Raw genomic sequence first — 25,970 nt, forward strand, 5'->3', positions numbered from 1 at the left:
AATCGTACATGGAACAGAAAAAATTCTACATCACCACGCCGATTTATTATCCCAGCGACAAGCTGCACATCGGCCACACCTACTGCACCGTCGCCACCGACGCCATGGCCCGCTACAAGCGGCTGCAGGGGTACAACGTCATGTTCCTGACCGGTACCGATGAGCACGGCCAGAAGATCGAACTCAAGGCCAAGGAGGCCGGCGTCACCCCCAAGCAGTTCGTGGACAACATCGTGGAAGGCCCCAAGGGCGTCAAGGATCTGTGGAAGCTGATGAACATCAGCTATGACCGGTTCATCCGCACCACCGACGACTACCATGTGGCGGCCATCCAGAAGATCTTCAAGAAGATGTACGACAAGGGCGACATCTACAAGGGCACCTACAAGGGCAAGTACTGCACCCCCTGCGAGAGCTTCTGGACCGAGAGCCAGCTGGTGAACGGCTGCTGTCCCGACTGCGGCCGTCCGGTGGTGGACGCCGAGGAGGAAGCCTACTTCTTCCGTCTGTCCAAGTACGCCGACCGGGTGCGGGACCTGCTGGTGAACACCGACTTCCTGCTGCCCCGTTCCCGCGTCAACGAGATGGTGCACAACTTCATCGACCCGGGCCTGGACGACCTGTGCGTCTCCCGCACCAGCTTCAAGTGGGGCGTGCCGGTGGACTTTGACCCCAAGCATGTGGTCTACGTCTGGATCGACGCGCTGTTCAACTACACCACGGCGCTGGGCTTCATGAACGACAAGTATCCCGACAGCGATTACGAGACCTTCTGGCCCGCCGATGTGCACTTTATCGGCAAGGAGATTGTCCGTTTCCACTCCATCATCTGGCCCGCCATGCTCATGAGCATGGATATGCCCCTGCCCAAGCACGTCTACGGCCACGGCTGGCTGCTGCTGGACGGCGGCAAGATGTCCAAGTCCAAGGGCAACGTGGTGGACCCCTACCTGCTGGCCGAGCGCTACAGCGCCGACGCCCTGCGGTACTTCCTGCTGCGGGACTTCCCCTTCGGCTCGGACGGCAACTTCTCCAACGAGCTGCTGATCAACCGCATCAACATGGACCTGGCCAACGACCTGGGCAACCTGCTGTCCCGCACCACGGCCATGGCGGACAAGTACTTCGGCGGCTCCCTGCCGGAGAACCAGGCCGCCGGCCCCGAGGACGACGCCCTGCTGGAAAAGGCCAAGGGCCTGCGCGCCCGCTATGAGGCCGACATGGAGGCCTACGCCTTCCAGAACGCCCTGGCCGATGTCTTCGATGTCATCGACGCGGCCAACAAGTATATCGATGCCACCGCCCCCTGGGTGCTGGCCAAGAACGAGGAGACCAAGCCCCGTCTGGCCCGTGTGCTCTACAACCTGGCCGAGACGTTGCGCATCTGCACGGTGCTGCTGCAGCCGTTCATGCCCGACACCTGCGTGAAGATCTTCGCCCAGCTGAATGTGGCTGACGAGGGCAAGACCTGGGACAGCGCCGCCGCCTTCGGCACGCTGCCCGTCACCGCCACCCTGCACAAGGGCGAGAACATCTTCCCTCGCATCGACACCGCCAAGGAACTGGCCGAGCTGGAAGCCCTGGAGGCTGCCCAGAAGGCTGCCGCCCAGGCCGCGGCAGAACCCGAGAAGAAGGAGGAAGCCCCGGCTGCCAGCGCTGAACTCATCGGCGACCACGAGGAGGAGATCGACTTCGATACCTTCTGCAAGGTGGAGATGCGGGTGGCCGAGATCCGCGCCTGCGAGCGCATGAAGGAGAGCAAGAAGCTGCTGCACCTCACCGTCTTTGACGGCGAGCGGGAGCGCTGCATCCTCTCCGGTATCGCCAAGTGGTTCGCGCCGGAGGACCTGATCGGCAAGAAGGTGGGCATTGTGGCCAACCTGGCGCCCCGTCCCATGATGAAGGGCAAGTATGTCAGCGAGGGCATGATCGTCGCCGCCGACACCGATACCGACGGCGGCTGCGCCATCGCCTTCTATCCCGACAACGTCCCCGCGGGCGCCCGCATCCACTGATCGGGCAAGGGGGACAAACCTTGCAAACCAAACCTTCCCGGCTGGATCGCTTTTTCGGGCAGCCGGCCGCGGCGGTGGCCATGGCCATCCTCTGCAATGTGCTGTGGGGCGCGGCCTTTCCCTTCATCAAGATGGGCTACCGCCTCTTCGCCATCGACGCCGCCGACACCCCGTCCATCCTCTGTTTTGCCGGCGTCCGCTTCATGCTCAGCGCCCTGCTGGTCTGGGTGTGCGGCGCGGCACTGACCCGCCGTCCGCTGCCCATGCCCCGGGGTAGGGTGCTGGCGGAATGCTGCGGCCTGGGCCTGTGGCAGACCGCCGCCCAGTATTTCTTCTACTACTCGGCGGTGGCGCTGCTCACCGGCGCCATGGGCGGCATCCTCAACAGCACCCAGAGCTTTCTGGGCGTGATCCTGGCCCATTTTCTCTACGGCAAGGCCGACCGCATGACCCCCGCCAAAGCTCTGGGCTGTGTGCTGGGCTTCAGCGGCGTGCTGGTGGTCACGCTGGGCAACCACGGCGGCGGCAGCGGGCTGGGCATGGTGTACATGCTCATCGCCTCCTGCATCTTCACGGTGGCGGGCCCCTGGAACAAGGCCGTCACCCGGCGGGCCGACAGCTTCTCGGTCTGCTGCCTCAACCTGGGGGTGGGCGGCCTGGCCCTGACGGTGCTGGGCTTTGCACTGGGCGGGAACCTGCGGCCCCAGAGCGCCGCCGGCATCCCGGTGCTGCTCTTCCTGGCCTTCATCTCGGGGGCCGGGTATGTGCTGTGGGCCCTGCTCATGAAGAACAACCCCGTCTCCCGCATCAGCGTCTTCGGGCTGATCATCCCGGTGATGAACGTGCTGCTGTCGGCGCTGCTCAACGGGGAGCCCCTGTTCCAGTGGAACTATCTGGTGGCGCTGGTGCTGGTGTGCGGCGGCATCTTCCTTGTGAACCGCGCCCCGCGCCCCCGAACGGAGTGAACCATGCAGAATATTTTCGATACCCATGCCCATTACTGCTCCCACCAGTTTGACGCCGACCGCGCCGAACTGCTGGCCGCGCTGCCCGCGGGCGGTGTGGTGGGGGTGCTGGAATGTGCCACCCACTCGGGGGACGCCCCCAAGGCGGTGGAGCTGGCCCACCGGCTGCCCTACTTCCATGCGGCGGTGGGCATCCACCCGGAAAGCCTCATCGAGGAGGACGCGCCCACCGTCACGGTCTACCACGGCGACTGGCGGGCGGAACTGGAAGCCCTGCGGCCCCTCTTCGAGGACAAGGCCGTGGTGGCGGTGGGGGAGATCGGCCTCGACCATCACTGGCCGGTGCCCCGTCAGGACCAGTACGAACTGTTTGAAGCCCAGCTGCAGCTGGCGGCGGAACTGGATCTGCCCGTGTCGGTCCACGACCGGGAGGCCCATGCCGAGATGTACGAGCTGCTGCGCAAGTACAAACCCCGCGGCGTGCTGCACTGCTACAGCGGCAGCGCCGAGGACGCGGCCTGGCTCACCGGGCAAGGGATGTACCTGGGCTTTGGCGGCGCCGTCACCTACAAAGGAGCCAAGCGAGCAGCCAAAGTGCTGGCGGCCATCGACCCCCGGTGGGCGGTGCTGGAAACCGACTGCCCCTACATGGCCCCCGAGCCGGTGCGCGGCCGCCGCAACGACAGCCGCAACATCGCCCATGTGGCGGCCTACATCGGCACCATCTGGCAGATGGACGCCCAGGCGGTGCTGGACCGCACGGCGGAAAACGCCCGCCGATGTTTTGACATTGTATAAATTATAAATAATATACGATTTGTATATTATCATAAAACAACCAGGAGTGAACCAACATGAAAGCACGGATTCCCAAACATCGCGAATTCATCATCGATTTCCCCAAGGAGATGGACCAGGCCAAGGCGGACGAGGGCTGGGAGAAGCTCAACCAGATCGTGGAGGACTACAAGAAGGAGCACAACGGCCAGAGTGTCTACGCGCCCACCTTCATTGAGGACTGCGAGCCTGCGGTGAAGAAGCTGCAGGAGGAGTACGGTTTCACCTACACGATCCAGGAGATCAAGTAAGAAAACGCGTTTTTCACGCAGTGCGGTCTGCAAGCAGCGCCGCCCGAAAACAAAGACAGCGATGCGGCGCTGGCAGGACCGGCCGTTCCCAGGGGAGCGGCGGGCCGGTAGCCGTGCGCTGTCTTTTTCAGGTTATACGCAGAGGGGGCTTGCGCCATGCCAAAAACTGTGATTCGTTCTGCCACGCCGGCGGATTTGCCGTCCATTCTGGCCCTGTACCGGGTGCTGGATGAGGAGATGGTGGACCTGCAGCCGGAGTTTTTCTGTGCCGCCCCGCGGGAGGAGGCGCCGATCCTGAAGTTCATCGCTTCCTCCCAGGCGGATTTTCTGCTGGCGGAGCAGGAGGGCACCGTGGTGGGGTTGGCCCTGGTGGTGTACGAGGGCTGGACGCCGGAATTCAGCTGCGTGCTGCCCCACCGGTATGCCAGCCTGTACGATCTGGTGGTGCTGCGGGAGTATCGCAGCCAGGGCATCGGCAGTTCGCTGCTGGGTGCGGCCAAGCGCTGGGCCCGGGACCGGCGGCTGGAATACCTGGAACTGGGAGTGCTGGCCCAGAACAGCAAAGCCATCGAGCTGTACGAGGCCCATGACTTTGTGGAAGCCCGCCGCACCATGCGCTGCATGCTGTAATACCAAAAGGAAACCGGGCGGCTGCCGTTGTTGGCAGCTGCCCGGTTTTTGCTGTAAAAAGCCCGGTCGTACAAGTGGCCGGAAGGGGAAAAAACCCAAAAGCCGGGGCCGTACATTTCTGTACAGCCCCGGCGATCTTACTTCTTTGGAGTCATAGCCTCATAACCCTTGTTCGTTATTTTTCGGACTGTTTACTCATCGTCATGAGTACCTCATCCTATCTTTAAGCGAATTTTACTTGCCCTTTCAGGATCTATGCTAACCGTAGTACATTGGACTTACCCTCTGGTTCGTTATTTGCTGAAGAGCATTTGTGGAACGGAGTAAGAAACCTGCGGTTACTTAGATCGTTTCTGGGGTAGGGGTCTGATGCTGAGGAAGAATCCTCTTAACTCTAGTACATTGGAGTGTCTCCTTATGGATCAGGTGAAATTCAGGATTATCCTGTTCGGCGGGGTGGTGGCTTTCATCATCTACCAGCCTTCTTTCATCCTAATCTATATTCTATGCCAGGGGTCTTTTTTGACGGGACCCTGAGTCTGCTAACACATTTTGTTGTGAACCAACCATCGTTTGGTATAATTCTTTTACAGGTTACGACCTGCGGCTTTTGATGTGGTTCTTTCGCGTCAGCAGGCCCAGGCCCGCCGGTGATGAATGGGATCTTTGAAGTTTGCCATTGGACTTGAGCCTCCTTCCTTGCGAATCCTGCCGGCGGCCTTTACATCATCTTTCCGGTTCCTCGAATGCCCTCGTGATGCTGGATCGGAGTCCTTAAAGTGTTTTCATTGGATTCTTTTTTGTTTCAGATTTTCCGTTTCCTGTTGAAAATTTTAACTTCTTTCTTTTTCAAAACCTTTGTCTGAATTTCTTTTCTTCTTACTTACTTTTAGAAGAGCCATCGCTCCCGGTAAAAGATTTTTCAGAAGTTGAGATTTTCAAACCAGCTTTTTCCAGATGAAGTTTTTCTTTTCCACTGGATTTTCGGAGAACCTGTTTCGGAAGAACCTGGAAAAATCTTCTTTAAGATGTCGATCTTTTCACGATCGGTCTTTGTTGAGGTTCCTTTGGAAAGTGGCTTCTCTTGGAGTTCTTAGCTCCTTATCTCCGGCTGTTTTCTTTCTGTGACTATACTATAGCACAGCCTTAGAGAATCGTCTATTCGCAGAATCTACAACCTTAAAAGGAATTATTTGTACATATTACGGATTGAAAAGTCTATCCCATAGTGGTACAATGAATATGTTGGGGTCGTGTAAAGACAAGCCACCGTTCCAGATGGAACGGCGGCTTTTTGTCGTTGTTACGCTGTTACATGGACTCCGGCACGGTGATCTTGAACATGGTCAGGATGTTGCGGATCACGCCGCGCACGGCCAGGCACAGGGCAATGCGGTTCTGCTGCACGGCGCCCTCGGCGTCCAGGATGCGGCAGGCGTTGTAGAAGCGGTGGAAGGCCGTGGCCACATCGATGCAGTAGCGGGTGATGCGGGCGGGGTCGTACTTGTCGGCGGCGGCCACGATCTCGGCGGGGAAGGCGGCCAGCAGACGGATCAGCGCCTGTTCGGCGGGGTCGGTGAGCACGCCGGCGTCGATGCTGTCCACGCCCTGGAAGGTGATGCCCTGCTCCTCCAGCTTCTTCAGCACCGAGCAGATGCGGGCGTGGGCGTACTGGACATAGTAGACGGGGTTTTCGCTGTCGTTGCGCACGGCCAGGTCCAGGTCAAAGTCCAGGGTGGAGGAGCTCTCCCGCTGGTTGAAGAAGAACCGGGCGGAATCGATGGGCACCTCGTCCAGCAGGTCGGTCAGCGTGATGGCCTTGCCGGTGCGCTTGCTCATCCGCACAGGCTTGCCGTCCCGCATCAGGTTGACCATCTGCATCAGCACCACATCCAGCTGTTCGCCGTGCAGGCCGATGGCGTCCATGGCGCCCTTCATGCGGGCCACATGGCCGTGATGGTCGGCGCCCCACACGTCGATGGCCTTCTCAAAGCCGCGCACCGCCAGCTTGTTGTAATGGTAGGCAATGTCGGCGGCAAAGTAGGTGGGAATGCCGTTGGCGCGCACCAGCACCTCGTCCTTGGCCTCCTCCTCGCTGCCGTCCTCGGTCTTGCGCTTGTTGGCCACGCCGTACTTGGCGGCGTACTGGGCGCTGCGGTACATGATGGCGCCGTCCTCGGCCTTGTAGCAGGCGCCGGTCTCCAGCAGCTTGTCCACCACGGCCTTCACTGCACCGCTCTTGTGCAGGTCGCTCTCGTGGAACCACACATCGTACTGGATGCGGTACTTGCCCAGGTCGCGCTGCAGTCCGGCGATGTTCTTGGGCAGGGCGTCCGCCACGATGGCCTTCTTCAGCTCCTCGAAGTCGGCGTTGACGTAGGCGTCGCCGTGCACCTCGGCAAACTCCTTGGCGCGCTGGATGATGTCGGCGCCCTGGTAGCACTCGGCGGGCAGCGGGCAGGCCTCCTCGCCCTTGTAGAGCTGCAGGTAGCGGATGGCCAGGCTCTTGCCGAACTTCTCGATCTGGTTGCCCGCGTCGTTGATGTAGAACTCGCGGGTCACGTCGTAGCCGGCCCAGTCCAGGCAGGCGGCCAGACAGTCGCCCAGGGCGCCGCCCCGGGCGTTGCCCATGTGCATGGGGCCGGTGGGGTTGGCCGAGACAAATTCCACGTTGTAGCGCTTGCCGGCGCCGGCGTCGGTGCGGCCGTACTCGGGGTTGGAGCAGGCGGCGCGCAGCACGCTGGTGAACCAGTCCTGGGCCAGGAACAGGTTGATGAAGCCGGGCCCGGCAATGTCCGCCCCGGCAAACAGGGTGCCGTTCAGGTCCAGCTTGGCGGTGATGGCCTCGGCGATCTGGCGGGGCGCCTTGTGGAATACCCGGGCACCGGCCATGGCCAGGTTGGAGGCCACGTCGCCGTTCTTCACGTCGGCGGGGATCTCCACGATGAAGTCCGGCAGGTCCGCTTCGGGCAGGGTGCCCTCGGCCATGGCCGCCTTGACTGCGTCGGTCAGCAGGGTCCGCGCCTCGGTCAGGGCCGCCAGGCGGGGGTTGTAATTCTGATAGTCCATGATGCAAAAACCTCCGGTTCGATTTGGTTATTCAGGTTGGGCGGGCTGGTTGGGCAGGGCGTCCACCGTGATGTCCACCAGGTTGCGGCTGATGAAGTTCTCCGCGCCGGAATCCAGCGTGTAGCTGAATTTCAGCTTGCCGCCCTCGTCGCTGAGCTGATGCTCGATGACATCCGCCGCCACGCCCAGGCTGATGGCGCCGTAGCCGGTCTCGTAATGGCAGAGATGGCGGGTGCCCTTCTCGATGATGAGCTGACTGGGCACCTTGCCGAACCGCAGCATGGAAACCTTGCGGGCATCCTCCGCCACCTTGACGGTGGTGGTGCAGCCGGCGTAGCCGGTGGCCTCGGTCTCTTTATAGATAATATAGTAGGCGCCGTCCTTGTGCACGAGGGACCCGCGGGTCATCAGCTCGACGGTATCGCTCTTGCCGTCCTGCTCCATCGTGCCTTTGATGGTGATGAGATATTTTTCTTCCATAGATTTCCCATTCCTCAATAGGATTCAATGGCGATGCGCTCGACGGGACCGCCGGCGTACTCGCCCAGAAACAGCATTTCCTGCTCGGCAAAATTGTCGGGGGTGTCGCTGACGTAGTAGCGCGCGGTGCCGCCCTCGCTGCGGCCGTTGAGCAGGTCCAGATCGGCCAGCGCCGCGGCGGCCGCCTGGGCCGTGACCTTGCCGGAATCGATCAGGGTGACCGATGCGCCCACATAGTCGCCGATCATCTTTTTCAGCAGCGGATAGTGGGTGCAGCCCAGGATCAGGGTGTCCACGCCGGCGGCGCGCACCGATTCCAGATAATCCGCAATGACCAGTTTGGTCACGGGGTTGCCGTCCTGCACGTAGCCGTTTTCCACCAGGGGCACAAACAGCGGGCAGGCCTTGGCGGTGATCTGCACATCGGGCATCATGTCCCGGATGACGGTGGCATAGGAGCCGCTGCGGATGGTGGCGGCGGTGCCGATGATGCCGATCTTGCGGTTGCGGGTGGCGGCCACCGCTGCCCGGGAGGCAGCCCCCACCACGCCGGTGTAGGGCACCGGCAGTTTGGCGGCTTCCTCCGGCGGGAAGGTGGAGGACACCGTGCCGCAGGCGGCGATGATGAACTTCACATCCTGCTTCAGCAGAAAGCGGATGTCCTGCCGTGCATACTGCAGGATGGTGTCCCGGGCGCGGGAACCGTAGGGCACCCGGCCGGTGTCGCCGAAATAGACGATATCCTCCCCGGGCAGAACCCGGCGCAGCTGGCGCACGGCGGTCAGCCCGCCCAGGCCGCTGTCAAAGACGCCGATGGGTCGTTTGTCCATCAGTAGGCCCCCTTACGGCGGTGTGCCGCCAGCTGCAGCAGCCGGTCCACCAGCTGCGAAAAGTGTACGCCCTCGTGCTCCATCAGCTTGGGATACATGCTGATGGAGGTGAAGCCGGGCAGGGTGTTCAGCTCGTTGCAGAGCACCCGGCCGGTGCCGCGCTCCACAAAGAAGTCGCAGCGGGCCAGTCCGGCGCAGCCCAGGGCCAGATAGGCCTTGCGGGCCTCGGCCTTCACTTCGTCCAGCTTCTCCTCGCTCAGGCGGGCGGGGATGAGGGTCTGGGAGACACCGTTCTTGTACTTGTCGTCGTAGGTGTAGAACTCCGCGCCGGCCAGGATCTCGCCGGGACGGGTGGTGGAGATGTGGGCGGGATCGTCGGGGTTGCCGATGGCGGCACACTCCACTTCCTGGCCGTCGATGAACTCCTCCAGCACCACCTTGTCGTCCTCCCGCAAAGCCACATCCAGGGCGGCGTCCAGGGCGGCGCGGTCGGCGGCCTTGGAGATGCCCACGCTGGAACCGGCGTTGGCGGGCTTCACGAAGATGGGATAGCCCAGGGCAGCTTCGGCCCGGTCCAGCACGGCGGCCCGGTCCTGTTCCACCTCGGCGCGGAGGGCGCTGGTCCAGCGGCAGTGGGGCACGCCGGCGGCGTCCATCACGGTGTTGGCCAGGACTTTGTCCATGCAGATGGCGCTGGACAGCACGCCGCAGCCCACGTAGGGGATGCGGGCCAGCTCAAACAGGCCCTGGATGGTGCCGTCCTCGCCGTTCTTGCCGTGGAGGATGGGGGCGCACAGGTCGATGGGGACCAGCTCCGCCTTGCCGTCCTTGAGCAGCCAGAGGCCGTGGTCACCGCGGTCGGGGCTCAGCACACAGGGAACGCAGTCGGCACCCTGCTCCCAGCTGCCGTCGGCCATGGCCTCGGGGGTGGGGTGGCAGGCCAGCCAGCGGCCGGTTTTGGTGATGCCCACGGGAAATACCTCATATCGTCCGGCACAGGGTTCCTCGCCCAGGGCGCGCAGCCAGGCCGACGCCGAAACGCAGCTGACCTCGTGCTCGCTGGAAACCCCGCCGAAAAACAGCGCAACGCGCAGTTTCTGGTGTTCACTCATGCAAAAAGACTCCTCTTGCTGTATTTTTGTACACACTACAAGTCTTCAGCTTACTATCATACCATATTCCAATCCAATTGGCTATATGAATTTGCGAATTTCTGCCCGATTTCCGCAAAACCCTTGACAGCGTCCCCGGGCTGTGGTATAGTAATGCCTGTAAAAAAAGCAGCAACCGGCAGTAAGCCGTCGGCTCACCTTGCGGATGTACAATCCCGGGTCATACCAGAGAATCGCACCTCGGGTGCGCGCTTTCGTATGTTCGGCGGCTGCTTTTTTGGCAGCCGCTTTTATCTTTTCTATCATACACTTGTGGGAGGTGTGTTCCAATCGCCAGCAACAGCAATTCCAAGGAACTGGAAATCAATGAGCAGATCCGCGACAAAGAAATCCGCCTGATCGGGGCGGACGGCACCCAGATGGGCATTATGAGCCCCCGCGACGCTTTGCGCATGGCCATCGACAAAGACCTGGACCTGGTCAAGGTGGCACCGCAGGCCAAGCCGCCGGTGTGCAAGATCCTGGACTACGGCAAGTACCGGTTCGAGATGCAGAAGAAGGAAAAGGAAGCCAAGAAGAACCAGAAAGTGGTGGAAGTCAAGGAGATCCGTCTTTCCCTGAACATCGACACCAACGACTTCAACACCAAGGTGAACCAGGCCGCCAAATTCCTGCAGCAGGGTCACAAGCTCAAGGTCAGCATTCGGTTCCGCGGCCGTGAAATGGCGCACACCAGCCTGGGTCTGGATGTCCACAAACGGTTTGCCGAGGCGTTGGCGGGCAAGGCCGTCATCGACAAGCAGCCCAAACTGGAGGGCCGCAGCATGATGATGTTCATGTCCCCCGTACCCAACAAGTAAAAATGAACTCTTCAGGAGGAAACAACAATGGCTAAAATGAAGCTCAAGACCCTGTCCGGCGCCAAGAAGCGCTTCAAGATGACTGCTTCCGGCAAGATCAAGCGCAACGCGTCCAAGCGCCGCCATATCCTGACCAAGAAGACCACCAAGCTCACCCGCGGCCTGCGTATGCCCAAGTACGTCGACAAGACCAACGAGGCTACCGTCCGCAAGATGATGCCCTACGGCGGCTGATTTCCGCAAGGGGAAACACAAGGTCAGATAACTACCAGAGTATAAAGGAGATATAAACATGGCTCGTATTAAAGGCGCTACCATGACGCACAAGCGTCGTGCCAAGACTCTCAAACTGGCGAAGGGCTACTACGGCTCCAAGTCCAAGCACTTCCGCATGGCCAAGCAGGCCGTCATGAAATCCGGCAACTACGCCTTCGTCGGCCGCAAGCTGAAGAAGCGCCAGTTCCGCAACCTGTGGATCACCCGCATCAACAACGCGGTGCGTGCCCAGGGCATGAACTACTCCACCTTCATGAACGGCCTGAAGAAGGCCGGCATCGAGCTGAACCGCAAGATGCTGTCCGAGATGGCCATTCACGACGCCGCCAGCTTCAATGCGCTGGTCGAGACCGCCAAGAAGGCTCTGTAATAGCAACACACAAGAGACGCACGCGCGCAGGCGCATGCGTCTTTCTTGCATAAAGGAGAAAAACGCACCATGTCCACGGCCGCAAACAAACTGATGCGCTTTCTGCCGCCGGTGCTGGCACTGGCGGCGCTGGGGGGCGCCTGCCTGTGGGAGGTGGACCGCGTGGCGGCCCGGTCCCGGGGCTACGGCGACAAACCGGTGGTCATCAACGAACTCTGCGCCCACAACCTGTCCGGCCTGCAGGACGGCAACGGCAACTGCGGGGACTGGATCGAGCTGTACAATCCCGGCGGCGGCACCGTCGACCTTTCAGGCTGGACGCTGACCGACGACAAGGATGACCCCGGCCGCTGGACCTTCCCGGAGGGCACTGTGCTGAAGGAATACCTGGTCCTCTTTGCGGACGGCACCGGCACGGTGGACGGCGCGGGCTACTGCCACACCTCCTTTTCCCTCAAGACCCGGGGGGAGACGCTCTACCTTTATAATGCCGACGGGGAGCTGGTGGACCGGCTGAAATACCCCGAGCAGGGCTTCGACATCACCTACGGCCGGGCCTTCGGCAACGGGGAGGACAAGGGCACCTTCGCCACAGCCACCCCGGGAGCGGCCAACCCGGCGGACTTCCTGGACCAGCACCGGGAGGCATCCCTGGGCCGGGCGGAGTTTTCGCTGCCCTCCGGCTTCTACGACGAGCCGGTGGCGGTGGAACTCTCGGCCGATGACCCCGACGCGCTGATCTTCTATACCACCGACGGCAGTGACCCCGCCGATAACGGCACGCTCTACACGGGCCCCGTCACGGTGGAAAGCCGGGCAGGGGAGCCCAACGAATACGCCTCGCTGCCCAGCCGGTTCGGGTACGGCTACTCGGAGTTCATCAAGAACTACGCCTACGACTACGCCCCCGACCCGGTGGACAAGGCCACCACCCTCACAGTGCGGCTCTATAAGGACGGTCAGTGGTCCGACGAGTGCAGTTCGGCCACCTACTGGGTGGGGGTGGAACCCCACACGCTGCCGGTGGTCAGCGTCACGGCGGACCCCGACGACCTGTTCGGGCCAGAGGGCATCTACACGCCGGGCACCAGCTACTTCACGGCGGTGCAGCAGGGCCAGCTGGACCACTCCGCCAACTTCATGAACGGCGGGGACATCGACGCCCGCATCCAGGTGGAAGGCCTGGCGGGGAACGAGGCGCTGGAGGCGGAGATCTCGGTGGGCGGCCAGGCCTCCCGCATGTGGTCGCTGCTGAAAAACCTTTCGGTCCGCTTCGATGAGGAAAGCCGCCAGCGGCTGGAGGAGACCGGGGACCTGGACGATCTGGCGGGCTTTTCTCTCAAGGGCCCCGGCAACGGCTCCTGGCAGTACTTCTATGTGGACGGCTTCTGGAGCAATTACCTCTACCAGAAAAACCTGGGCTCCCAGTACAGCATCCCGGTGATCCTCTATCTGGAGGATGAATACTGGGGCATCTACTGCATCCGGCCCAGCAAGGACGAGACCTTTGTGGCGGACCAGTTCGGGGTGGACGCGGACGCCGTGACGATCATCGCCACCGGGCGGGACGACACCGAACAGCAGGTCTTCGACCTGGCCGCCCAGGTGGAGGCCCTGCCCACCGACGAAGCCTCCTGGCAGTGGCTCAACGAAACTTTCGATGTGCCGGGTTTCATCGACTACCTGATCCCCCACATCTATTCCAACAACTGGGACGGCGTGCGCACGGCGGGCAACACCATTCTGTGGAAGGCGGATGCCGGTTCCTCGGCCCGCTATACCGACGGAAAGTGGCGGTTCCTCTTCAACGATTTCGACCAGACGATGAACTACGGGTTCATGGATTCCATCGACGATCTGCTGAATAACCCGGCGGACGACGGCAACGTGCAGCGGCTGCTCTTCCAGAAACTGTGGCAGTACGAGGAATTCCGCGCCATGTTCGCCGAAAAATTCCGCGCCGAGATGACCACCACCTACGCGCCGGAGAACATCCTGCCGGCCTTCGAGGCGTGGTGCGAGGAGCTGGAACCCGAGATGGAGCGCAACATCACCCGCCAGAAGGTGGAGACCACCCTGCTGGCACCGCTGGCCGACAAACTCACCGACACCCAGTCCGATGTGCAGACCATGACGATGGAACAGTGGCAGGCCGATTACGCCACCCTCTGCGATTTCCTGGAAAACCGCGCCGACGACCTGCTGGAATACCTGGATGTAAACCTGGCCGAAGCCGAAACCGGTATCGGACCCACACAGTAAAGGATGACGAACGATGAGCAAACGTCAAATTCTGGAATACCTGCTGGAGAGCAACACCAGCATCTCCCTCACCCAGGTCTGCCTGTCGCTGGCCATGGCGGTGGTGCTGGGCATGCTTCTCTACTTTGTCTACCGCAAGACCTACCGCGGCACCGTCTACTCCAAGGACTTCAACCTGACGCTGCTGCTGGTGGCCATCATCACCACGCTGGTCATGCAGGCCATCGGCTCCAACCTGGCGCTGAGCCTCGGCATGGTGGGCAGCTTGTCCATCATCCGTTTCCGCACCGCCGTCAAGGAACCCCGGGACATCGCCTTTCTGTTCTGGGCCATTGCCATCGGCCTGACCTGCGGCAGTGAGATGTATCTCATCGGCCTGCTGGGCAGCGTGGTGCTCACCGTGGTGGTGTGCCTGGCCAACCTGGACCTCTACGACACCACCACCTACCTGCTGGTGCTGCGCACCGGCACCGGCGCCGTGGACGAGGCTGCCCTTGCCGCCGTGCTGAAAAAGCATACCCGGGCCTGGAAGCTGCGGATGCGCAACCAGATGGCCGACACCGAGGAATTCACCTACGAAGTCTCCTTCACCCGCAAGCAGAGCGCCGGCGCGCTGAGCGGCCAGGTGCGGGAGGCGGTGGGCGCCGACAAGATCCGCAGCCTGAACCTGGTGAGCTACAGCGGGGAAACGCTGTAATGGCCGCCGAACTGCAGGTCCGCCGCTACGAGGAAAAGTACCTGCTCTCTCCGGCCCAGGCCGCCGTGCTGGAATCCCTGCTGGACGGCGTGCTGCCCCGGGACAGATACTCGGCGGCGGGGGCCTACTTCATCCGCAGCCTCTATTTTGATACGCCGGGAAACGCCGACTACCAGGACAAACTGCTGGGCGTCAGCGAGCGCAAAAAGCTGCGGCTGCGGCTCTACGACCTGCGGGCGGCGCAGCTCAAGCTGGAGATCAAGGCCAAGCGGGCCAGGACCTCCCACAAGCAGAGCGCCCTGCTGGACCGGGATACCGCCCAGGCGCTGATCGCGGGGGATGCCGCCCCGCTGCTGGCGGGCGGCCCGGCGTCCCGGGCGGCCTACGCCCTTCTGCAGGGGGAGAGCCGCATCCCGGCGGCCCTCATCGATTACGAGCGGACGGCCTGGATCTTCCCGGTGGGGCGGACCCGCATCACGCTGGACCGCCATGTGCGGGCCGCCAAGAGCACGTCGCTGTTCGCAGCGGATGTGCCCATGGTGGAGGTGCTGGCCCCCAAAACGGTCCTGGAGATCAAATACGACCAGCCGCTGCCCGGCTGGCTGGGCCGGATGCTCAGCAGTGTGCCGGGCACGCCGCTGAGCATCAGCAAATATGCACTGGCCCGGGCGGCGCTCTATTAAAAAAGGAAAAACGGTAAATTTTATGCGAACTGACTTGATTTCCAGCCGCGAAAATCCTAAAATCAAATACGCCTGCTTGCTGCGGGATTCCGAGAAGCAGCGCGCCGCCGACGGGCTTTTCTTTGCCGAGGGGCCCAAGCTCTGCCTGGAACTGGCCAAGAGCTGCACCCCCCGCACGGCCTACGCCACCGAGGCGGCCCTGACCAAGACCCCGGCTCTGGCGGCCCTGCACCCGGTGCCGGTGGCGCCGTCGGTGGCGGAAAAGCTGGCCGGCACCAAATCCAGCCAGGACGTTTTTGTGCTGTTTGAGACCCCCCGGCCCGACCCCGCCGTGCTGACCACGGCCCGGCGGCTTCTGGCCCTGGAGGGGGTGCAGGACCCCGGCAACGTGGGCACCCTGCTGCGCAGCGCCGCGGCCTTCGGCTTTGACGCTGTGGTGCTGGGGCCCGGGTGCGCGGCGCCCTTCTCGCCCAAGACGCTGCGGTCCTCCATGGGAGCGGCGGGGCGGCTGCCGGTAGTACGCACCGACGACCTGCCCGCCACCCTGCATGCCCTGCGGGACCGGGGCGTGACCTGCCTTGCGGCGGCACTCTACCGCTCCCGTCCGCTGGACGAGGCGGGCCGGGAATTCCCCGGCGGCCTCTGCGTGGTCATCGGCAGCGAGGGCCAGGGCCTCACCGACGATACGGTGCAGGCCTGCGACGAAGCGGTGCGCATCCCCATGACCGACCGGGTGGAGAGCCTGAACGCCGGTGTGGCGGGCAGCGTGCTGCTGTGGCATTTCCGCGGAGTGTGACGATGGACAAGAAACTTGCCTGGCTGTGGCTGGCCGACGCCGTCGGTTCCGCCTGCCAGTATGCCCGGGAACTGCTGGCCCTCTGGCCCGACCCGGAACAGTTCTGGCTGGCCCTGCAGGAGGACCCCGCCCGCATGCCGGCCTTTGTGAGCAAACACGCGGCGGCCCGGCTGGAGAGCGCCACCCCCTATGACTTTGAGGAGCGGATGGACCACTGCCTGCTCACCGGGGTGGAGGCGCTCACCCCCGACGACCCGGACTATCCCGCCCGGCTACGGGAGATCCCCGACCTGCCGCTGGTGCTCTATGTCACCGGCGACAAGACCTGCCTCAACGGCCACCGCTATGCGGCCATGGTGGGCACCCGGCGGCCCAGCGCCTACGGGCGGCAGGCCGCCTATGAGTTGTCCCTGGGGGCGGCCAAGGCCGGGGTGGTCATCGTCAGCGGTCTGGCCGACGGGCTGGACAGCGAAGGCCACCGCGCCGCCGTGGAGGCGGGCATGCCCACCATCGCGTTTCTGGGCACGGCCATCGATGTGACCTTCCCCAGTTCCAACACCACGCTGCGCCAACGCATCGAAGCGCTGGGCGGCGCGGTCTGCAGTGAATATCCGCCCCACTACAGGGGCAAAACAACGGGAACCTTTCTGGCGCGCAACCGGCTCATCGCGGCCCAGGCCCAGGTGGTCTGTGTGGCGGAAGCCCGGCTGCGCAGCGGCACCCTCAACACGGTGCACCACGCCGAGGACTACGGCCGCCCGGTGCTGGCCGTGCCGGGCAGCATCTACAGCGCCATGAGCCAGGGCACCAACGAGCTGCTGCGCACCCACCGGGCGGAGGTACTCTGCCGCGCCCAGGACATTCTGGAACGGCTGGGGGCCGAGGCGCAGCCCGCCGCGGCGGAACTGCCCGCCTTTTCCCCGGCATCGGTGAGCGCCGACGCCCGGGCGGTCTACGAAAAACTGGGCCCCACCCCCCAGGGCATCGACGCCCTGTGTGCGGCTACCGGCCTGCCCGCCAACCGGGTGCTGGCGGCCTGTACCGAGCTGGAACTGTTCGGCGGCGCCCAGGCGCAGCCGGGCCGGCGGTACATCGCTTTATAAAGGAAATCAGGAGGAGACTATGGCAAAACTGGTCATTGTGGAATCGCCCGCCAAGGCTAAGACCATCGGCAAGTATCTGGGGCGAAACTATAAAGTCACCGCCAGCATGGGCCACGTGCGCGACCTGCCGGCGAGCCAGCTGGGCATTGACGTGGAGCACGGCTACACCCCCAAATATATCACCATCAAGGGCAAGCAGAAGCTGGTCAAGGAGCTGAAAGCCGAGGCCAAAAAGGCGGACGGCGTGCTGCTGGCCACCGACCCGGACCGGGAAGGGGAGGCCATCAGCTGGCATCTGGCCAACATTCTGGGGCTGGACCCGTCGGCGCCCAACCGGGTGACCTTTGACGAGATCACCAAGAAGGGCGTCCAGGAGGGCATGGCCCATCCCCGGGCCATCAACATGGACCTCTTCAACGCCCAGCAGGCCCGGCGGGAGCTGGACCGTCTGGTGGGCTACAAGCTCAGCCCGTTCCTCTGGCGCAAGGTACGCCGGGGCCTTTCCGCCGGCCGCGTCCAGAGCGTGGCGGTGCGGCTCATCCGGGACCGGGAGCTGGAAATCGAAAACTTCAAGCCCGACGAATACTGGAACATCGACGCCACCCTGCATCCCCAGGGCAGCCGCAGCAACTTTGTGGCGCGGCTCACTGCCGGGGCGGACGGCAAAAAGCTGACCGTCACCAACAAGGAGCAGGCCGACGCCATCGTGGCGGCGCTGGACGGCAAGGAATACGTCATCTCCAAGCTGGAAAAGGGCAAGCGCCGCCGTCAGCCCGCGCCGCCCTTCATCACCTCTACTTTGCAGCAGGACGCCAGCCGCGCCTACGGCTTCTCGGCCACCCGCACCATGCGGGCCGCCCAGACCCTCTACGAAGGCGTGGACATCGCCGGCCACGGTACCGTGGGTCTGATCACCTACATGCGTACCGACAGCCTGCGCATCGCCGACGAGGCCGCAGCAGCAGCCAAGCGGTTCATCGCGGGCCGCTGGGGGGACAACTACGTCTGCAAGACTCAGCGCAAGTGGAAGTCCCGCTCCGCCACGGTGGCCCAGGACGCCCACGAAGCCATCCGTCCCTCCATGCCGGACCTGACCCCCGACGAGGTGGAAAAGAGCATCAGCGGCGACACCGCCAAGCTCTACCGGCTGATCTGGAGCCGTTTTATGGCCAGCCAGATGGCGGACTGCGTGCAGGATACCGTCTCGGTGACCATCACGGCGGGGGACTACCTCTTCCGGGCCTCGGGCTTCCGGGTGGCCTTCGAGGGCTTCACCGCCCTCTATGAGGAGTCCACCGACGACAAGCAGAAGAAGGAGACCGCCCTGCCCGAACTGGAACAGGGCCAGACCCTCCAGCTGAAATCCCTGACAGCGGACCAGAAATTCACCCAGCCGCCGCCGCTCTACACCGAGGCCACCCTCATCCACGCCCTGGAGGAGAACGGCATCGGCCGTCCCTCCACCTACGCGCCCATCATCACCACCATTGTGGACCGGGGCTATGTGGAGAAGGACCAGAAAAAGCTCAAGACCACACCCCTGGGCCAGGCGGTGAACCAGGTCATGATGGAGCAGTTCCCGGCCATCGTGGATGTGAAGTTCAGCGCCGACATGGAGAAAAAGCTGGACGTGGTGGAAGCGGGCCAGGCCGACTGGGTCAAAACCGTGGATGAATTCTACCAGGGCTTTGCCAAGAGCTTGGAAAAGGCCGAGAAGAACATGGAGGGCAAGCGGGTCAAGGTGGAGGACATCCCCACCGACGAGATCTGCGAAAAGTGCGGCCGTCCCATGGTCATCAAGTCGGGGCGGTACGGCAAGTTCGTGGCCTGTTCGGGCTTCCCGGAGTGCCGCAACGCCCACCCGCTGGTCAAGGATACCGGCGGGCTGTGCCCGTTGTGCGGCGGCCACATGCTGGTGCGCAAGAGCGCCAAGGGCCGCATCTACTACGGCTGCGGCAACTACCCCAAGTGCAACTTCATGACCTGGGACGAGCCGGTGCCGGAAAAGTGCCCCCAGTGCGGCGCCACCCTTTTCAAGAAGAAGGGCCAGCTCTACTGCGCCAAGGAGGGTTGCGGCTTTGTGAAGCCGGTGGAAAAGAAATAACCAGCGGGGTACGCCCCGCCCATTCCCGTGGAGGAAAGTATGCAATGTAAGATCATTGGGGCCGGTCTGGCCGGGTGCGAAGCCGCGCTCTGGCTGGCCGACGCCGGGGTGCAGGTGGACCTGTACGAGCAGAAACCCGGCAAGTTTTCCCCCGCCCATAAAAGCGCCGGTTTTGCCGAGCTGATCTGCTCCAACTCGCTGAAAGCCGAGCGCCCAGACTCCGCCTCCGGCCTGCTGAAGCTGGAGATGCGCACCATGGGCAGCCACCTGCTGCCCGCCGCCGAGACCGCCCGGGTGGCCGCCGGCGGTGCCCTGGCGGTGGACCGGGATGTCTTCTCGGCCGCCGTCACGGACCAGGTGGAGCGCCACCCCAACATCACGATTCACCGGGAGGAAGTCACCGCTCTTGACGAGAGCGCCCCGGTGCTGGTGGCATCGGGCCCCCTCACCGAGGGGGCGCTGGCCGACGCCATCGCGGCCCTTACCGGCAACCACCGGCTGAGCTTCTACGACGCGGTGGCGCCCATCGTTACCGCCGAGAGTCTCGACTACGACAAGGTCTTCGCCGCCTCCCGCTACGGCCGCGGCGAGGCCGATTACTTAAACTGCCCCTTCAACAAGGAGGAGTACGAGGCCTTCCACGGGGCGCTCATCGCCGCCGAGCGGGCCCCCCTCCACGATTTCGACGGCGACCTGACGGTCTACGAGGGCTGCATGCCCATCGAGGTCATGGCCGCCCGGGGCGCCGACACCATCCGGTTCGGCCCGCTGCGCCCGGTGGGGCTGCGGGACCCCCGCACCGGCCACCGCCCCTGGGCCAACGTCCAGCTCCGGGCCGAGAACACCGACCGCACCCTTTATAACCTGGTGGGCTTCCAGACCAACCTCAAGTGGGGGGAGCAGAAGCGGGTCTTCTCGATGATTCCGGGGCTCGAGCACGCCGAGTTTATCCGCTACGGCGTCATGCACCGCAATACTTTCCTGGAAAGCCCCAGGGTGCTGACGGCCCAGCAGTATCTGAAAGAACACCCCAACGTATTCTTTGCCGGGCAGATCACCGGCTTTGAGGGCTATATGGAGAGCGCGGCCAGCGGTCTGCTGGCGGCGCGGCAGATTCTGGCGCGGCTCCAGGGCCGACCGCTGCCGCCGCCCCCGCCGGAAACGATGTGCGGTGCGCTGCTGCAGTATATCACCACCCCCAACAAGGACTTCCAGCCCATGGGTGCGAATATGGGCATCCTGCCCCGCACCCCCGAGATCAATGCCATCCGCGATAAGCGGGAACGCTATGCCGCCCTTTCCGAGACGGCGCAACAGGCCATGCGGGCCTGGGTAGAGGAGGACGTATCATGATGAAGATTCTGATCGACGCCATGGGCGGCGACAACGCCCCGCTGTGTGTGCTCCAGGGCGCATCCCAGGCGGCTGCCGAGTACAGCGCCGACACCAAGCTGGTGCTGCTGGGTGACGAGAAGGCCATGAAAGACTGCGCGGCCCAGAACAAGATCGACCTGACCCCCTTCGAGATCATTCCCTGCTCCGAAGTGGTGGATATGCACGATGACCCCGTCAAGGCGGCCCGCCACAAGACCGATTCCAGCATGATCAAAGGTCTGACCATGCTGAAAAACGGCGAGGGCGACGCCTTTGTGTCGGCGGGTTCCACCGGCGCACTCCATGTGGGCACCAGCCTCATCGTGCGTACCCTCAAGGGCATCAAGCGCCCGGCCCTGGCCACACCCATGCCCGGCGCCAAACAGAACTTTTTGCTGCTGGACTGCGGCGCCAACGCCGAGTGCCGCCCCGATATGCTCAACGCCTTCGGCACCATGGGCAGCGTCTATGCCGAGAAGGTCATGGACCGGAAGAACCCCTCGGTGGCGCTGGTGAACAACGGCGCCGAGGACACCAAGGGCACCCCCACCTACCGGGAGGCTCACCAGCTGCTCAAAGCCAACCCCTGCATCCACTTTGTGGGCAACATCGAGCCCCGCTACATCCTGGACGGGGAAGTGGATGTGGTGGTCTGCGACGGCTTTGTGGGCAACGTGGTCCTCAAACTCACCGAGGGCGTGGCCAAGACGCTGCTGGGCATGCTCAAGAAGGTCTTTTTGAAGAACCTCATCACCAAGCTCAGCTATCTGGGCATCAAGGGCGGCCTTGCCGACATCAAGCGGATGATGGACTCCGAGGAAGTGGGCGGCGCGCCGCTGCTGGGCGCCGCCAAGCCGGTCATCAAGGCCCACGGTTCCAGCAAGGCCAAGGGCATCAAGAATGCCATCCGGCAGGCCCGCACCTGCGTGGCCAACGACCTCTGCGGCACCATGCAGACCGCCCTCAACGCGCTGGAAAAACCCCAGGCATAAAGAAAGGAAGGCCCTACGGTGGCTACGCATAAACCCGAAGAACTGCAGAAGGTTCTGCACTATCAGTTCAAGAATCCCGCCCTGCTGCGCATCGCCCTGACCCACACCAGCTTCGCCAACGAGAGCAAAGTCCCCACCACCCACAACGAGCGGCTGGAGTTTCTCGGCGACAGTGTGCTGTCGGTGGTGGCGGCGGACTATCTGTTCCATCACTCCACCCGGCCGGAGGGCGAACTGACCCGCATGCGGGCCAGCCTGGTCAGCGAGGATGCCCTCTTCCAGTTCGCCCAGGAGATCCATCTGGGCGACTACCTGCGGCTGGGCCACGGCGAGGACCTGGGGGGCGGGCGCAACCGTCCCAGCGTGGTGTCTGACGCCTTTGAGGCAGTCATCGCCGCCCTCTATCTGGACGGCGGGCTGGAAGTGGCCCGCAATTTCATCCTGCCCTTCCTCACCGAGGGCAAGACCGCCGAGGAAGATTACAAGACCCGCCTGCAGGAAGTGGTGCAGCAGAATCCCAACGCCCGCCTGCGCTACGAGGTGGAGAGCGAGACCGGCCCCGACCATGCCAAGCAGTTCACCGTCGCCGTCTACTGCGACAATGAGCGGCTGGCCGAAGGGGTGGGCCGCAGCAAGAAGGCGGCCGAACAGCACGCCGCCAGGCAGGCGCTGGACCGCCTGCAGTCCCAACGCTAAGGAGACCCTATGCGCCTGAAAGAACTGGAAATCCAGGGCTTCAAGTCCTTCCCCGACCGCACCAAGATCACCATCGGCAACGGCATCACCGGTGTCGTGGGACCCAACGGCTCGGGCAAATCCAATATCTCCGACTCCATCCGCTGGGTGCTGGGCGAGACCAGCTCCAAGCAGCTGCGCGGCTCCGGCAAGATGGAGGATGTCATCTTCGGCGGCACCCAGACCCGGGGTGCCATGGGCTATGCCTCGGTGGCGCTGACCATCGACAACAGCGACCATGGCCTGGACATGGATGCCGACGAGGTGACCATCGGCCGCCGGTACTACCGCAGCGGCGAAAGTGAATATTCCATCAACGGCCAGAACGTCCGCCTGAAGGATGTCTACGAACTGCTGCTGGACACCGGCCTCGGCCGGGACGGCTACGCCATTGTAGGCCAGGGCCGCATTGCCGAGATCGTGGGTGCCAAGTCCGGCGAGCGCCGGGAAATTTTTGAGGAAGCGTCGGGCATTGCCAAGTACCGCTACCGCAAAAACGAGGCGGAACGCCGCCTGGCTGCCGCCGAGGGCAACCTGGAACGGCTGCGGGACATCCTGGGCGAACTGGAAAAGCGGGTGGGTCCCCTGAAGCGGGACAGCGAGAAGGCCCAGCAGTTCCTGGAACTGTCGGCCACCCGCAAGAGCCTGGAAGTGACGCTTTGGGTGGATGCCATCCGCCGCGCCAACGAGTCCCTGCGGGACCAGCAGCGCAAGTACGAGGCCGCCCAGGCCGACTATGAGCGGCTGAGCCGCCAGCTGGACGAGTTTGACGCCAGGAGCAATTCCCTGCGGGAACAGGCCCAGGGGTATGTGCTCCAGGTGGAGCAGGCCAACGCCGACATCCGCGCCCTCACCGAACAAAACGCCGGCAGCGAGAGCCAGGTGGCCGTTCTCAAGAACGAGAGCGAGCACAGCCGGTTCCGCATCGACGAGGCCAATGCCGAGCTGGAGCGGGTGGGCCAGGGCCGCCAGAGCATCGAGAAGGAGGCCGCCGAACACCGCGCCGCCATCGAGAAGCTGCAGGCCGGCCTGACCGCCCTGGACGAGGGCATTGCCGCGTTGCGGGAGAACCTGCGGGCCCTCGAGGAGAAGGCCGCCGCCAGCGGCCAGCGCCGGGATGTCATCGACGCCGCCATGGCACGGCTGCAGGACACCGCCACCTCCGCCAAGGTGCGCATCGCCGCGGCCCGTACCGCCGCCGATGCCGCCGATGCCCGCCGCACCGAGGCGGAGCATCAGGTCCAGGAGGCCCGCGCCGCCGCCGAAAAGGCGGAGGGCGAGAAGGCCCAGGCTACCCGCCGTCTGCAGGAGGCCGAGGAGGCCGTCACCCGCAACGACAACATCAAGGCGGGTCTCAAACTCAAACTGGAAAGCCGCCGCCGTCAGCAGGCGGAGGCCGCCGACGCCCTCCAGAAAGCCGACAGGGAGCGGTCCAACGCCTCCCAGCGCATCCACATTCTGGAAGAACTGGAACGGAACATGGACGGCTACCAGCAGAGCGTCAAGAGCGTCATGCGGGCCGCCGCGGGGCGCCGCCTGCGGGGCATCATCGGCCCGGTGGCGGGCATCCTCACGGTGCGCAAGGGCTACGAGGTGGCCATCGAGACCGCCCTGGGCTTTGCCTTGCAGAACATCGTGGTGGAGGACCAGGGCTGTGCCCGGGCCGCCATCGCCTTCCTGAAAGAGGAGCGGGCGGGCCGCGCCACCTTCCTGCCGCTGGACACCGTCCAGGGCAGCCGTTTTAACGGCCGCCTTTCCGGCACCGCCGAGGTGGCCGCCGACCTGGTCACCACCGACCCGAAATACCAGCATATCATCGACAATTTGCTGGGCCGCATCATCGTGGTGGAGGACCTGACCGAGGCCTCCGCCGTGGCCCGCAATCTCGGCTACCGCAACCGCATCGTCACGCTGGACGGCCAGGTCATCAACGCCGGCGGTTCCTTCACCGGCGGCTCCACCGCCCGCAGCGTGGGCGTCTTCAGCCGCAAACAGGAGCTGGACGAACTGCGGAAAAAGCTCACCAAGCTGGACGAAAAGCACGCCCAGGCCGAGAAAGAGCTGGCCGCCCGCAAGGCCGAGGTGGATAACCTGACGGCCCAGCTGTCCGGCGCCGAGGCGGAGGGCATGACCGCCGCCTCCGAGCGTCTGCGCGCCAGCCTGGATCTCGACCGTCTCAACGGGGCGGTGGCCCAGTACGGCGAGACGCTGCGCACTCTCCAGCAGGAGGTGGAAGCCCAGCAGCAGGCCCGCGCCGCCAGCGACGCGGAATACACCGCCGCCGAGGCGGAACGCCAGAAGGCCGAGGCCGAACTGGAACAGTACGCCGCCGAGCTGGCCCAGCTGGGAGAGAGCACGGGCTCTCTTACCGCCGAGCGGGAAACCATCACCCAGCAGCTCTCCGAAAAGCAGATGCAGCGGCTGGCCGACGAAAAGGACATCAGCCTGCACCAGGCCTCTCTGGAAAGCCTCGAGAGCCGCACCGGCGAGAACGACGCCCGGGTGCGGGAACTCCAGGCCTCCATCCAGGCGGCCAGGACCCAGATCGAGGCCAATCAGTTGAAGATCGCCGAGATCGAGCGGGCCCGCGGGGAGAACCAGCAGAAGATCGCCGCCGCCGAGGAGGTCATCCGCACGGCCAACGCCGCCCGGATGGAAACCGAATCGGCCTCCGCCAAGCTGGCCCAGGAGAACCGCACCCTCACCGACGAGCGGGAGAAGATGAGCGGCGAGATGGCCCGTCTGGCCGAGCGCCGCACCGCTGCCGAGAACGAACTCAACGATACCAACACCAAACTCTGGGAGGAGTACCAGCTCACCGACACCGAGGCAAGGGCCCTCTGCGTGCCCTTTGACTCGCTGACCGAGCTGCGCCGCCAGGTGGCGGAGACCCGCTCCAGGATCCGCGCCCTGGGCAATGTGAACGTGGGCGCCATCGACGAGTACAAGGAGGTCAAGGAGCGGTACGATTTCCTGAAAGCCCAGGTCACCGACGTGGAGAAGGCCAAGGCCGAACTCACCAAGATGATCGCCGAGCTGTGCAGCGAGATGGAGGAACTGTTCACCAGCTCTTTCAAGGAGATTAACCGTCACTTCGGCCATATCTTCCGGGAGCTGTTCGGCGGCGGCCACGCCCGGCTGTATCTGTCCGACGAGAACAACGTCCTGGAATCCGGCATCGAGATCGAAGTCTCGCCGCCGGGCAAGGTCATCAAGAACCTCAGCGCCCTGTCGGGCGGCGAGCAGGCCCTGGTGGCCATCTCCATCTATTTTGCCATCCTCAACGTGAACCCGGCGCCCTTCTGCATCCTGGACGAGATCGAAGCCGCCCTCGACGATGTGAACGTGGTGCGCTATGCCCAGTATCTGCGCCGGATGACCGAGCATACCCAGTTCATCGTCATCACCCACCGCCGCGGCACCATGGAGGCCGCCGACGTGCTGTACGGTGTGACCATGCAGGAGGACGGCGTCTCCAAGATTCTGCGTCTCGACCTCGAGAACGTCAGTGCCGACCTGATCTCTTGAT

General features: G+C 63.6%; 22 protein-coding genes. 18 read left to right on the top strand and 4 right to left on the bottom strand.

Annotated features, from left to right (window positions below; all coding sequences use genetic code 11):
* Window positions 1–8: 8 nt before the first annotated feature.
* The 5 genes from metG to ABGT73_RS01745 all read left to right on the top strand — a co-directional run bounded on the left by metG (window position 9) and on the right by ABGT73_RS01745 (window position 4,698).
* Complete coding sequence (gene metG / locus ABGT73_RS01725) at window positions 9–2,015, top strand: methionine--tRNA ligase (RefSeq protein ID WP_346668129.1); 2,007 nt, start codon at window positions 9–11, stop codon at window positions 2,013–2,015.
* Window positions 2,016–2,035: 20 nt separating this feature from the next.
* Complete coding sequence (locus ABGT73_RS01730) at window positions 2,036–2,980, top strand: DMT family transporter (protein WP_346668130.1); 945 nt, start codon at window positions 2,036–2,038, stop codon at window positions 2,978–2,980.
* Window positions 2,981–2,983: 3 nt separating this feature from the next.
* Window positions 2,984–3,778 (top strand): TatD family hydrolase, encoded by a 795-nt coding sequence (locus ABGT73_RS01735; protein ID WP_346668131.1) that lies wholly within the window; start codon window positions 2,984–2,986, stop codon window positions 3,776–3,778.
* A 56-nt stretch (window positions 3,779–3,834) separates the two neighbouring features.
* Window positions 3,835–4,068, top strand: a complete 234-nt coding sequence (locus ABGT73_RS01740; RefSeq protein WP_346668132.1) for a methylenetetrahydrofolate dehydrogenase — start codon at window positions 3,835–3,837, stop codon at window positions 4,066–4,068.
* A 156-nt stretch (window positions 4,069–4,224) separates the two neighbouring features.
* Window positions 4,225–4,698, top strand: a complete 474-nt coding sequence (locus ABGT73_RS01745; protein ID WP_346668133.1) for a GNAT family N-acetyltransferase — start codon at window positions 4,225–4,227, stop codon at window positions 4,696–4,698.
* A 1,311-nt stretch (window positions 4,699–6,009) separates the two neighbouring features.
* Here ABGT73_RS01745 and argS read toward each other — a convergent pair.
* Genes argS through ABGT73_RS01765 form a run of 4 tightly spaced genes read right to left on the bottom strand, consistent with a single transcriptional unit; the run spans window position 6,010 to window position 10,189 of the window.
* Window positions 6,010–7,767, bottom strand: a complete 1,758-nt coding sequence (argS, locus tag ABGT73_RS01750; protein WP_346668134.1) for an arginine--tRNA ligase — start codon at window positions 7,765–7,767, stop codon at window positions 6,010–6,012.
* A gap of 27 nt (window positions 7,768–7,794) precedes the next feature.
* Window positions 7,795–8,247, bottom strand: coding sequence for a DUF1934 domain-containing protein (locus ABGT73_RS01755; RefSeq protein WP_346668135.1), 453 nt, complete (start codon window positions 8,245–8,247; stop codon window positions 7,795–7,797).
* 14 nt (window positions 8,248–8,261) lie between these two features.
* A complete protein-coding gene (gene murI / locus ABGT73_RS01760; protein WP_346668136.1) occupies window positions 8,262–9,077 on the bottom strand; it encodes a glutamate racemase in 816 nt (271 codons plus the stop codon).
* Complete coding sequence (locus ABGT73_RS01765) at window positions 9,077–10,189, bottom strand: D-alanine--D-alanine ligase family protein (RefSeq protein WP_346668137.1); 1,113 nt, start codon at window positions 10,187–10,189, stop codon at window positions 9,077–9,079. Before ABGT73_RS01765 ends, murI begins: the two co-directional genes overlap by 1 nt.
* A gap of 329 nt (window positions 10,190–10,518) precedes the next feature.
* On the opposite strand from ABGT73_RS01765, the gene infC reads away from it, so the two are divergent.
* The 13 genes from infC to smc all read left to right on the top strand — a co-directional run bounded on the left by infC (window position 10,519) and on the right by smc (window position 25,969).
* The gene (gene infC, locus ABGT73_RS01770; protein ID WP_346670298.1) at window positions 10,519–11,049 is read left to right on the top strand and encodes a translation initiation factor IF-3; all 531 of its coding nucleotides are present in this window, start codon (window positions 10,519–10,521) and stop codon (window positions 11,047–11,049) included.
* Between the two features lie 27 nt (window positions 11,050–11,076).
* Window positions 11,077–11,283 (top strand): 50S ribosomal protein L35, encoded by a 207-nt coding sequence (gene rpmI, locus ABGT73_RS01775; protein ID WP_007047802.1) that lies wholly within the window; start codon window positions 11,077–11,079, stop codon window positions 11,281–11,283.
* Between the two features lie 58 nt (window positions 11,284–11,341).
* Window positions 11,342–11,695 carry a 50S ribosomal protein L20 gene (gene rplT / locus ABGT73_RS01780; RefSeq protein ID WP_007047801.1) on the top strand — a complete coding sequence of 118 codons (354 nt, stop codon included), beginning with the start codon at window positions 11,342–11,344 and terminating at the stop codon, window positions 11,693–11,695.
* A gap of 69 nt (window positions 11,696–11,764) precedes the next feature.
* On the top strand, window positions 11,765–13,957 hold the full coding sequence (locus tag ABGT73_RS01785) for a CotH kinase family protein (protein WP_346668138.1): 2,193 nt from the start codon (window positions 11,765–11,767) through the stop codon (window positions 13,955–13,957).
* 13 nt (window positions 13,958–13,970) lie between these two features.
* Entirely contained in the window at window positions 13,971–14,654 is a 684-nt protein-coding gene (locus ABGT73_RS01790) for a DUF4956 domain-containing protein (protein WP_346668139.1), read from the top strand.
* Window positions 14,654–15,337 carry a polyphosphate polymerase domain-containing protein gene (locus ABGT73_RS01795; protein WP_346668140.1) on the top strand — a complete coding sequence of 228 codons (684 nt, stop codon included), beginning with the start codon at window positions 14,654–14,656 and terminating at the stop codon, window positions 15,335–15,337. The genes ABGT73_RS01790 and ABGT73_RS01795 overlap by 1 nt, the downstream gene beginning before the upstream one ends.
* 22 nt (window positions 15,338–15,359) lie before the next feature.
* On the top strand, window positions 15,360–16,133 hold the full coding sequence (locus ABGT73_RS01800) for an RNA methyltransferase (protein WP_346668141.1): 774 nt from the start codon (window positions 15,360–15,362) through the stop codon (window positions 16,131–16,133).
* A gap of 2 nt (window positions 16,134–16,135) precedes the next feature.
* Window positions 16,136–17,236 (top strand): DNA-processing protein DprA, encoded by a 1,101-nt coding sequence (dprA, locus tag ABGT73_RS01805; protein WP_346668142.1) that lies wholly within the window; start codon window positions 16,136–16,138, stop codon window positions 17,234–17,236.
* Window positions 17,237–17,255: 19 nt separating this feature from the next.
* On the top strand, window positions 17,256–19,340 hold the full coding sequence (gene topA / locus ABGT73_RS01810) for a type I DNA topoisomerase (protein WP_346668143.1): 2,085 nt from the start codon (window positions 17,256–17,258) through the stop codon (window positions 19,338–19,340).
* A 39-nt stretch (window positions 19,341–19,379) separates the two neighbouring features.
* Window positions 19,380–20,693, top strand: a complete 1,314-nt coding sequence (gene trmFO / locus ABGT73_RS01815) for a methylenetetrahydrofolate--tRNA-(uracil(54)-C(5))-methyltransferase (FADH(2)-oxidizing) TrmFO (protein ID WP_346668144.1) — start codon at window positions 19,380–19,382, stop codon at window positions 20,691–20,693.
* Entirely contained in the window at window positions 20,690–21,706 is a 1,017-nt protein-coding gene (plsX, locus tag ABGT73_RS01820) for a phosphate acyltransferase PlsX (RefSeq protein WP_346668145.1), read from the top strand. Before trmFO ends, plsX begins: the two co-directional genes overlap by 4 nt.
* A gap of 18 nt (window positions 21,707–21,724) precedes the next feature.
* The gene (rnc, locus tag ABGT73_RS01825; protein ID WP_346668146.1) at window positions 21,725–22,402 is read left to right on the top strand and encodes a ribonuclease III; all 678 of its coding nucleotides are present in this window, start codon (window positions 21,725–21,727) and stop codon (window positions 22,400–22,402) included.
* Window positions 22,403–22,411: 9 nt separating this feature from the next.
* Entirely contained in the window at window positions 22,412–25,969 is a 3,558-nt protein-coding gene (smc, locus tag ABGT73_RS01830) for a chromosome segregation protein SMC (protein WP_346668147.1), read from the top strand.
* Window position 25,970: the final 1 nt, after the last annotated feature.

It is taken from the genome of uncultured Subdoligranulum sp. (assembly GCF_963931595.1).
GTDB lineage: Bacteria > Bacillota > Clostridia > Oscillospirales > Ruminococcaceae > Gemmiger.

Excerpts from the sequence above, each read along its gene's own strand:
- ABGT73_RS01745 (WP_346668133.1), top strand. The coding sequence starts at position 4,225 with ATGCCAAAAACTGTGATTCGTTCTGCCACGCCGGCGGATTTGCCGTCC.
- argS (WP_346668134.1), bottom strand. The coding sequence starts at position 7,767 with ATGGACTATCAGAATTACAACCCCCGCCTGGCGGCCCTGACCGAGGCG.
- smc (WP_346668147.1), top strand. The coding sequence starts at position 22,412 with ATGCGCCTGAAAGAACTGGAAATCCAGGGCTTCAAGTCCTTCCCCGAC.
- ABGT73_RS01790 (WP_346668139.1), top strand. The coding sequence starts at position 13,971 with ATGAGCAAACGTCAAATTCTGGAATACCTGCTGGAGAGCAACACCAGC.
- ABGT73_RS01800 (WP_346668141.1), top strand. The coding sequence starts at position 15,360 with ATGCGAACTGACTTGATTTCCAGCCGCGAAAATCCTAAAATCAAATAC.
- ABGT73_RS01765 (WP_346668137.1), bottom strand. The coding sequence starts at position 10,189 with ATGAGTGAACACCAGAAACTGCGCGTTGCGCTGTTTTTCGGCGGGGTT.
- rpmI (WP_007047802.1), top strand. The coding sequence starts at position 11,077 with ATGGCTAAAATGAAGCTCAAGACCCTGTCCGGCGCCAAGAAGCGCTTC.
- ABGT73_RS01755 (WP_346668135.1), bottom strand. The coding sequence starts at position 8,247 with ATGGAAGAAAAATATCTCATCACCATCAAAGGCACGATGGAGCAGGAC.
- ABGT73_RS01785 (WP_346668138.1), top strand. The coding sequence starts at position 11,765 with ATGTCCACGGCCGCAAACAAACTGATGCGCTTTCTGCCGCCGGTGCTG.
- topA (WP_346668143.1), top strand. The coding sequence starts at position 17,256 with ATGGCAAAACTGGTCATTGTGGAATCGCCCGCCAAGGCTAAGACCATC.
- rplT (WP_007047801.1), top strand. The coding sequence starts at position 11,342 with ATGGCTCGTATTAAAGGCGCTACCATGACGCACAAGCGTCGTGCCAAG.
- trmFO (WP_346668144.1), top strand. The coding sequence starts at position 19,380 with ATGCAATGTAAGATCATTGGGGCCGGTCTGGCCGGGTGCGAAGCCGCG.
- metG (WP_346668129.1), top strand. The coding sequence starts at position 9 with ATGGAACAGAAAAAATTCTACATCACCACGCCGATTTATTATCCCAGC.
- plsX (WP_346668145.1), top strand. The coding sequence starts at position 20,690 with ATGATGAAGATTCTGATCGACGCCATGGGCGGCGACAACGCCCCGCTG.
- ABGT73_RS01740 (WP_346668132.1), top strand. The coding sequence starts at position 3,835 with ATGAAAGCACGGATTCCCAAACATCGCGAATTCATCATCGATTTCCCC.
- ABGT73_RS01735 (WP_346668131.1), top strand. The coding sequence starts at position 2,984 with ATGCAGAATATTTTCGATACCCATGCCCATTACTGCTCCCACCAGTTT.
- murI (WP_346668136.1), bottom strand. The coding sequence starts at position 9,077 with ATGGACAAACGACCCATCGGCGTCTTTGACAGCGGCCTGGGCGGGCTG.
- ABGT73_RS01795 (WP_346668140.1), top strand. The coding sequence starts at position 14,654 with ATGGCCGCCGAACTGCAGGTCCGCCGCTACGAGGAAAAGTACCTGCTC.
- dprA (WP_346668142.1), top strand. The coding sequence starts at position 16,136 with ATGGACAAGAAACTTGCCTGGCTGTGGCTGGCCGACGCCGTCGGTTCC.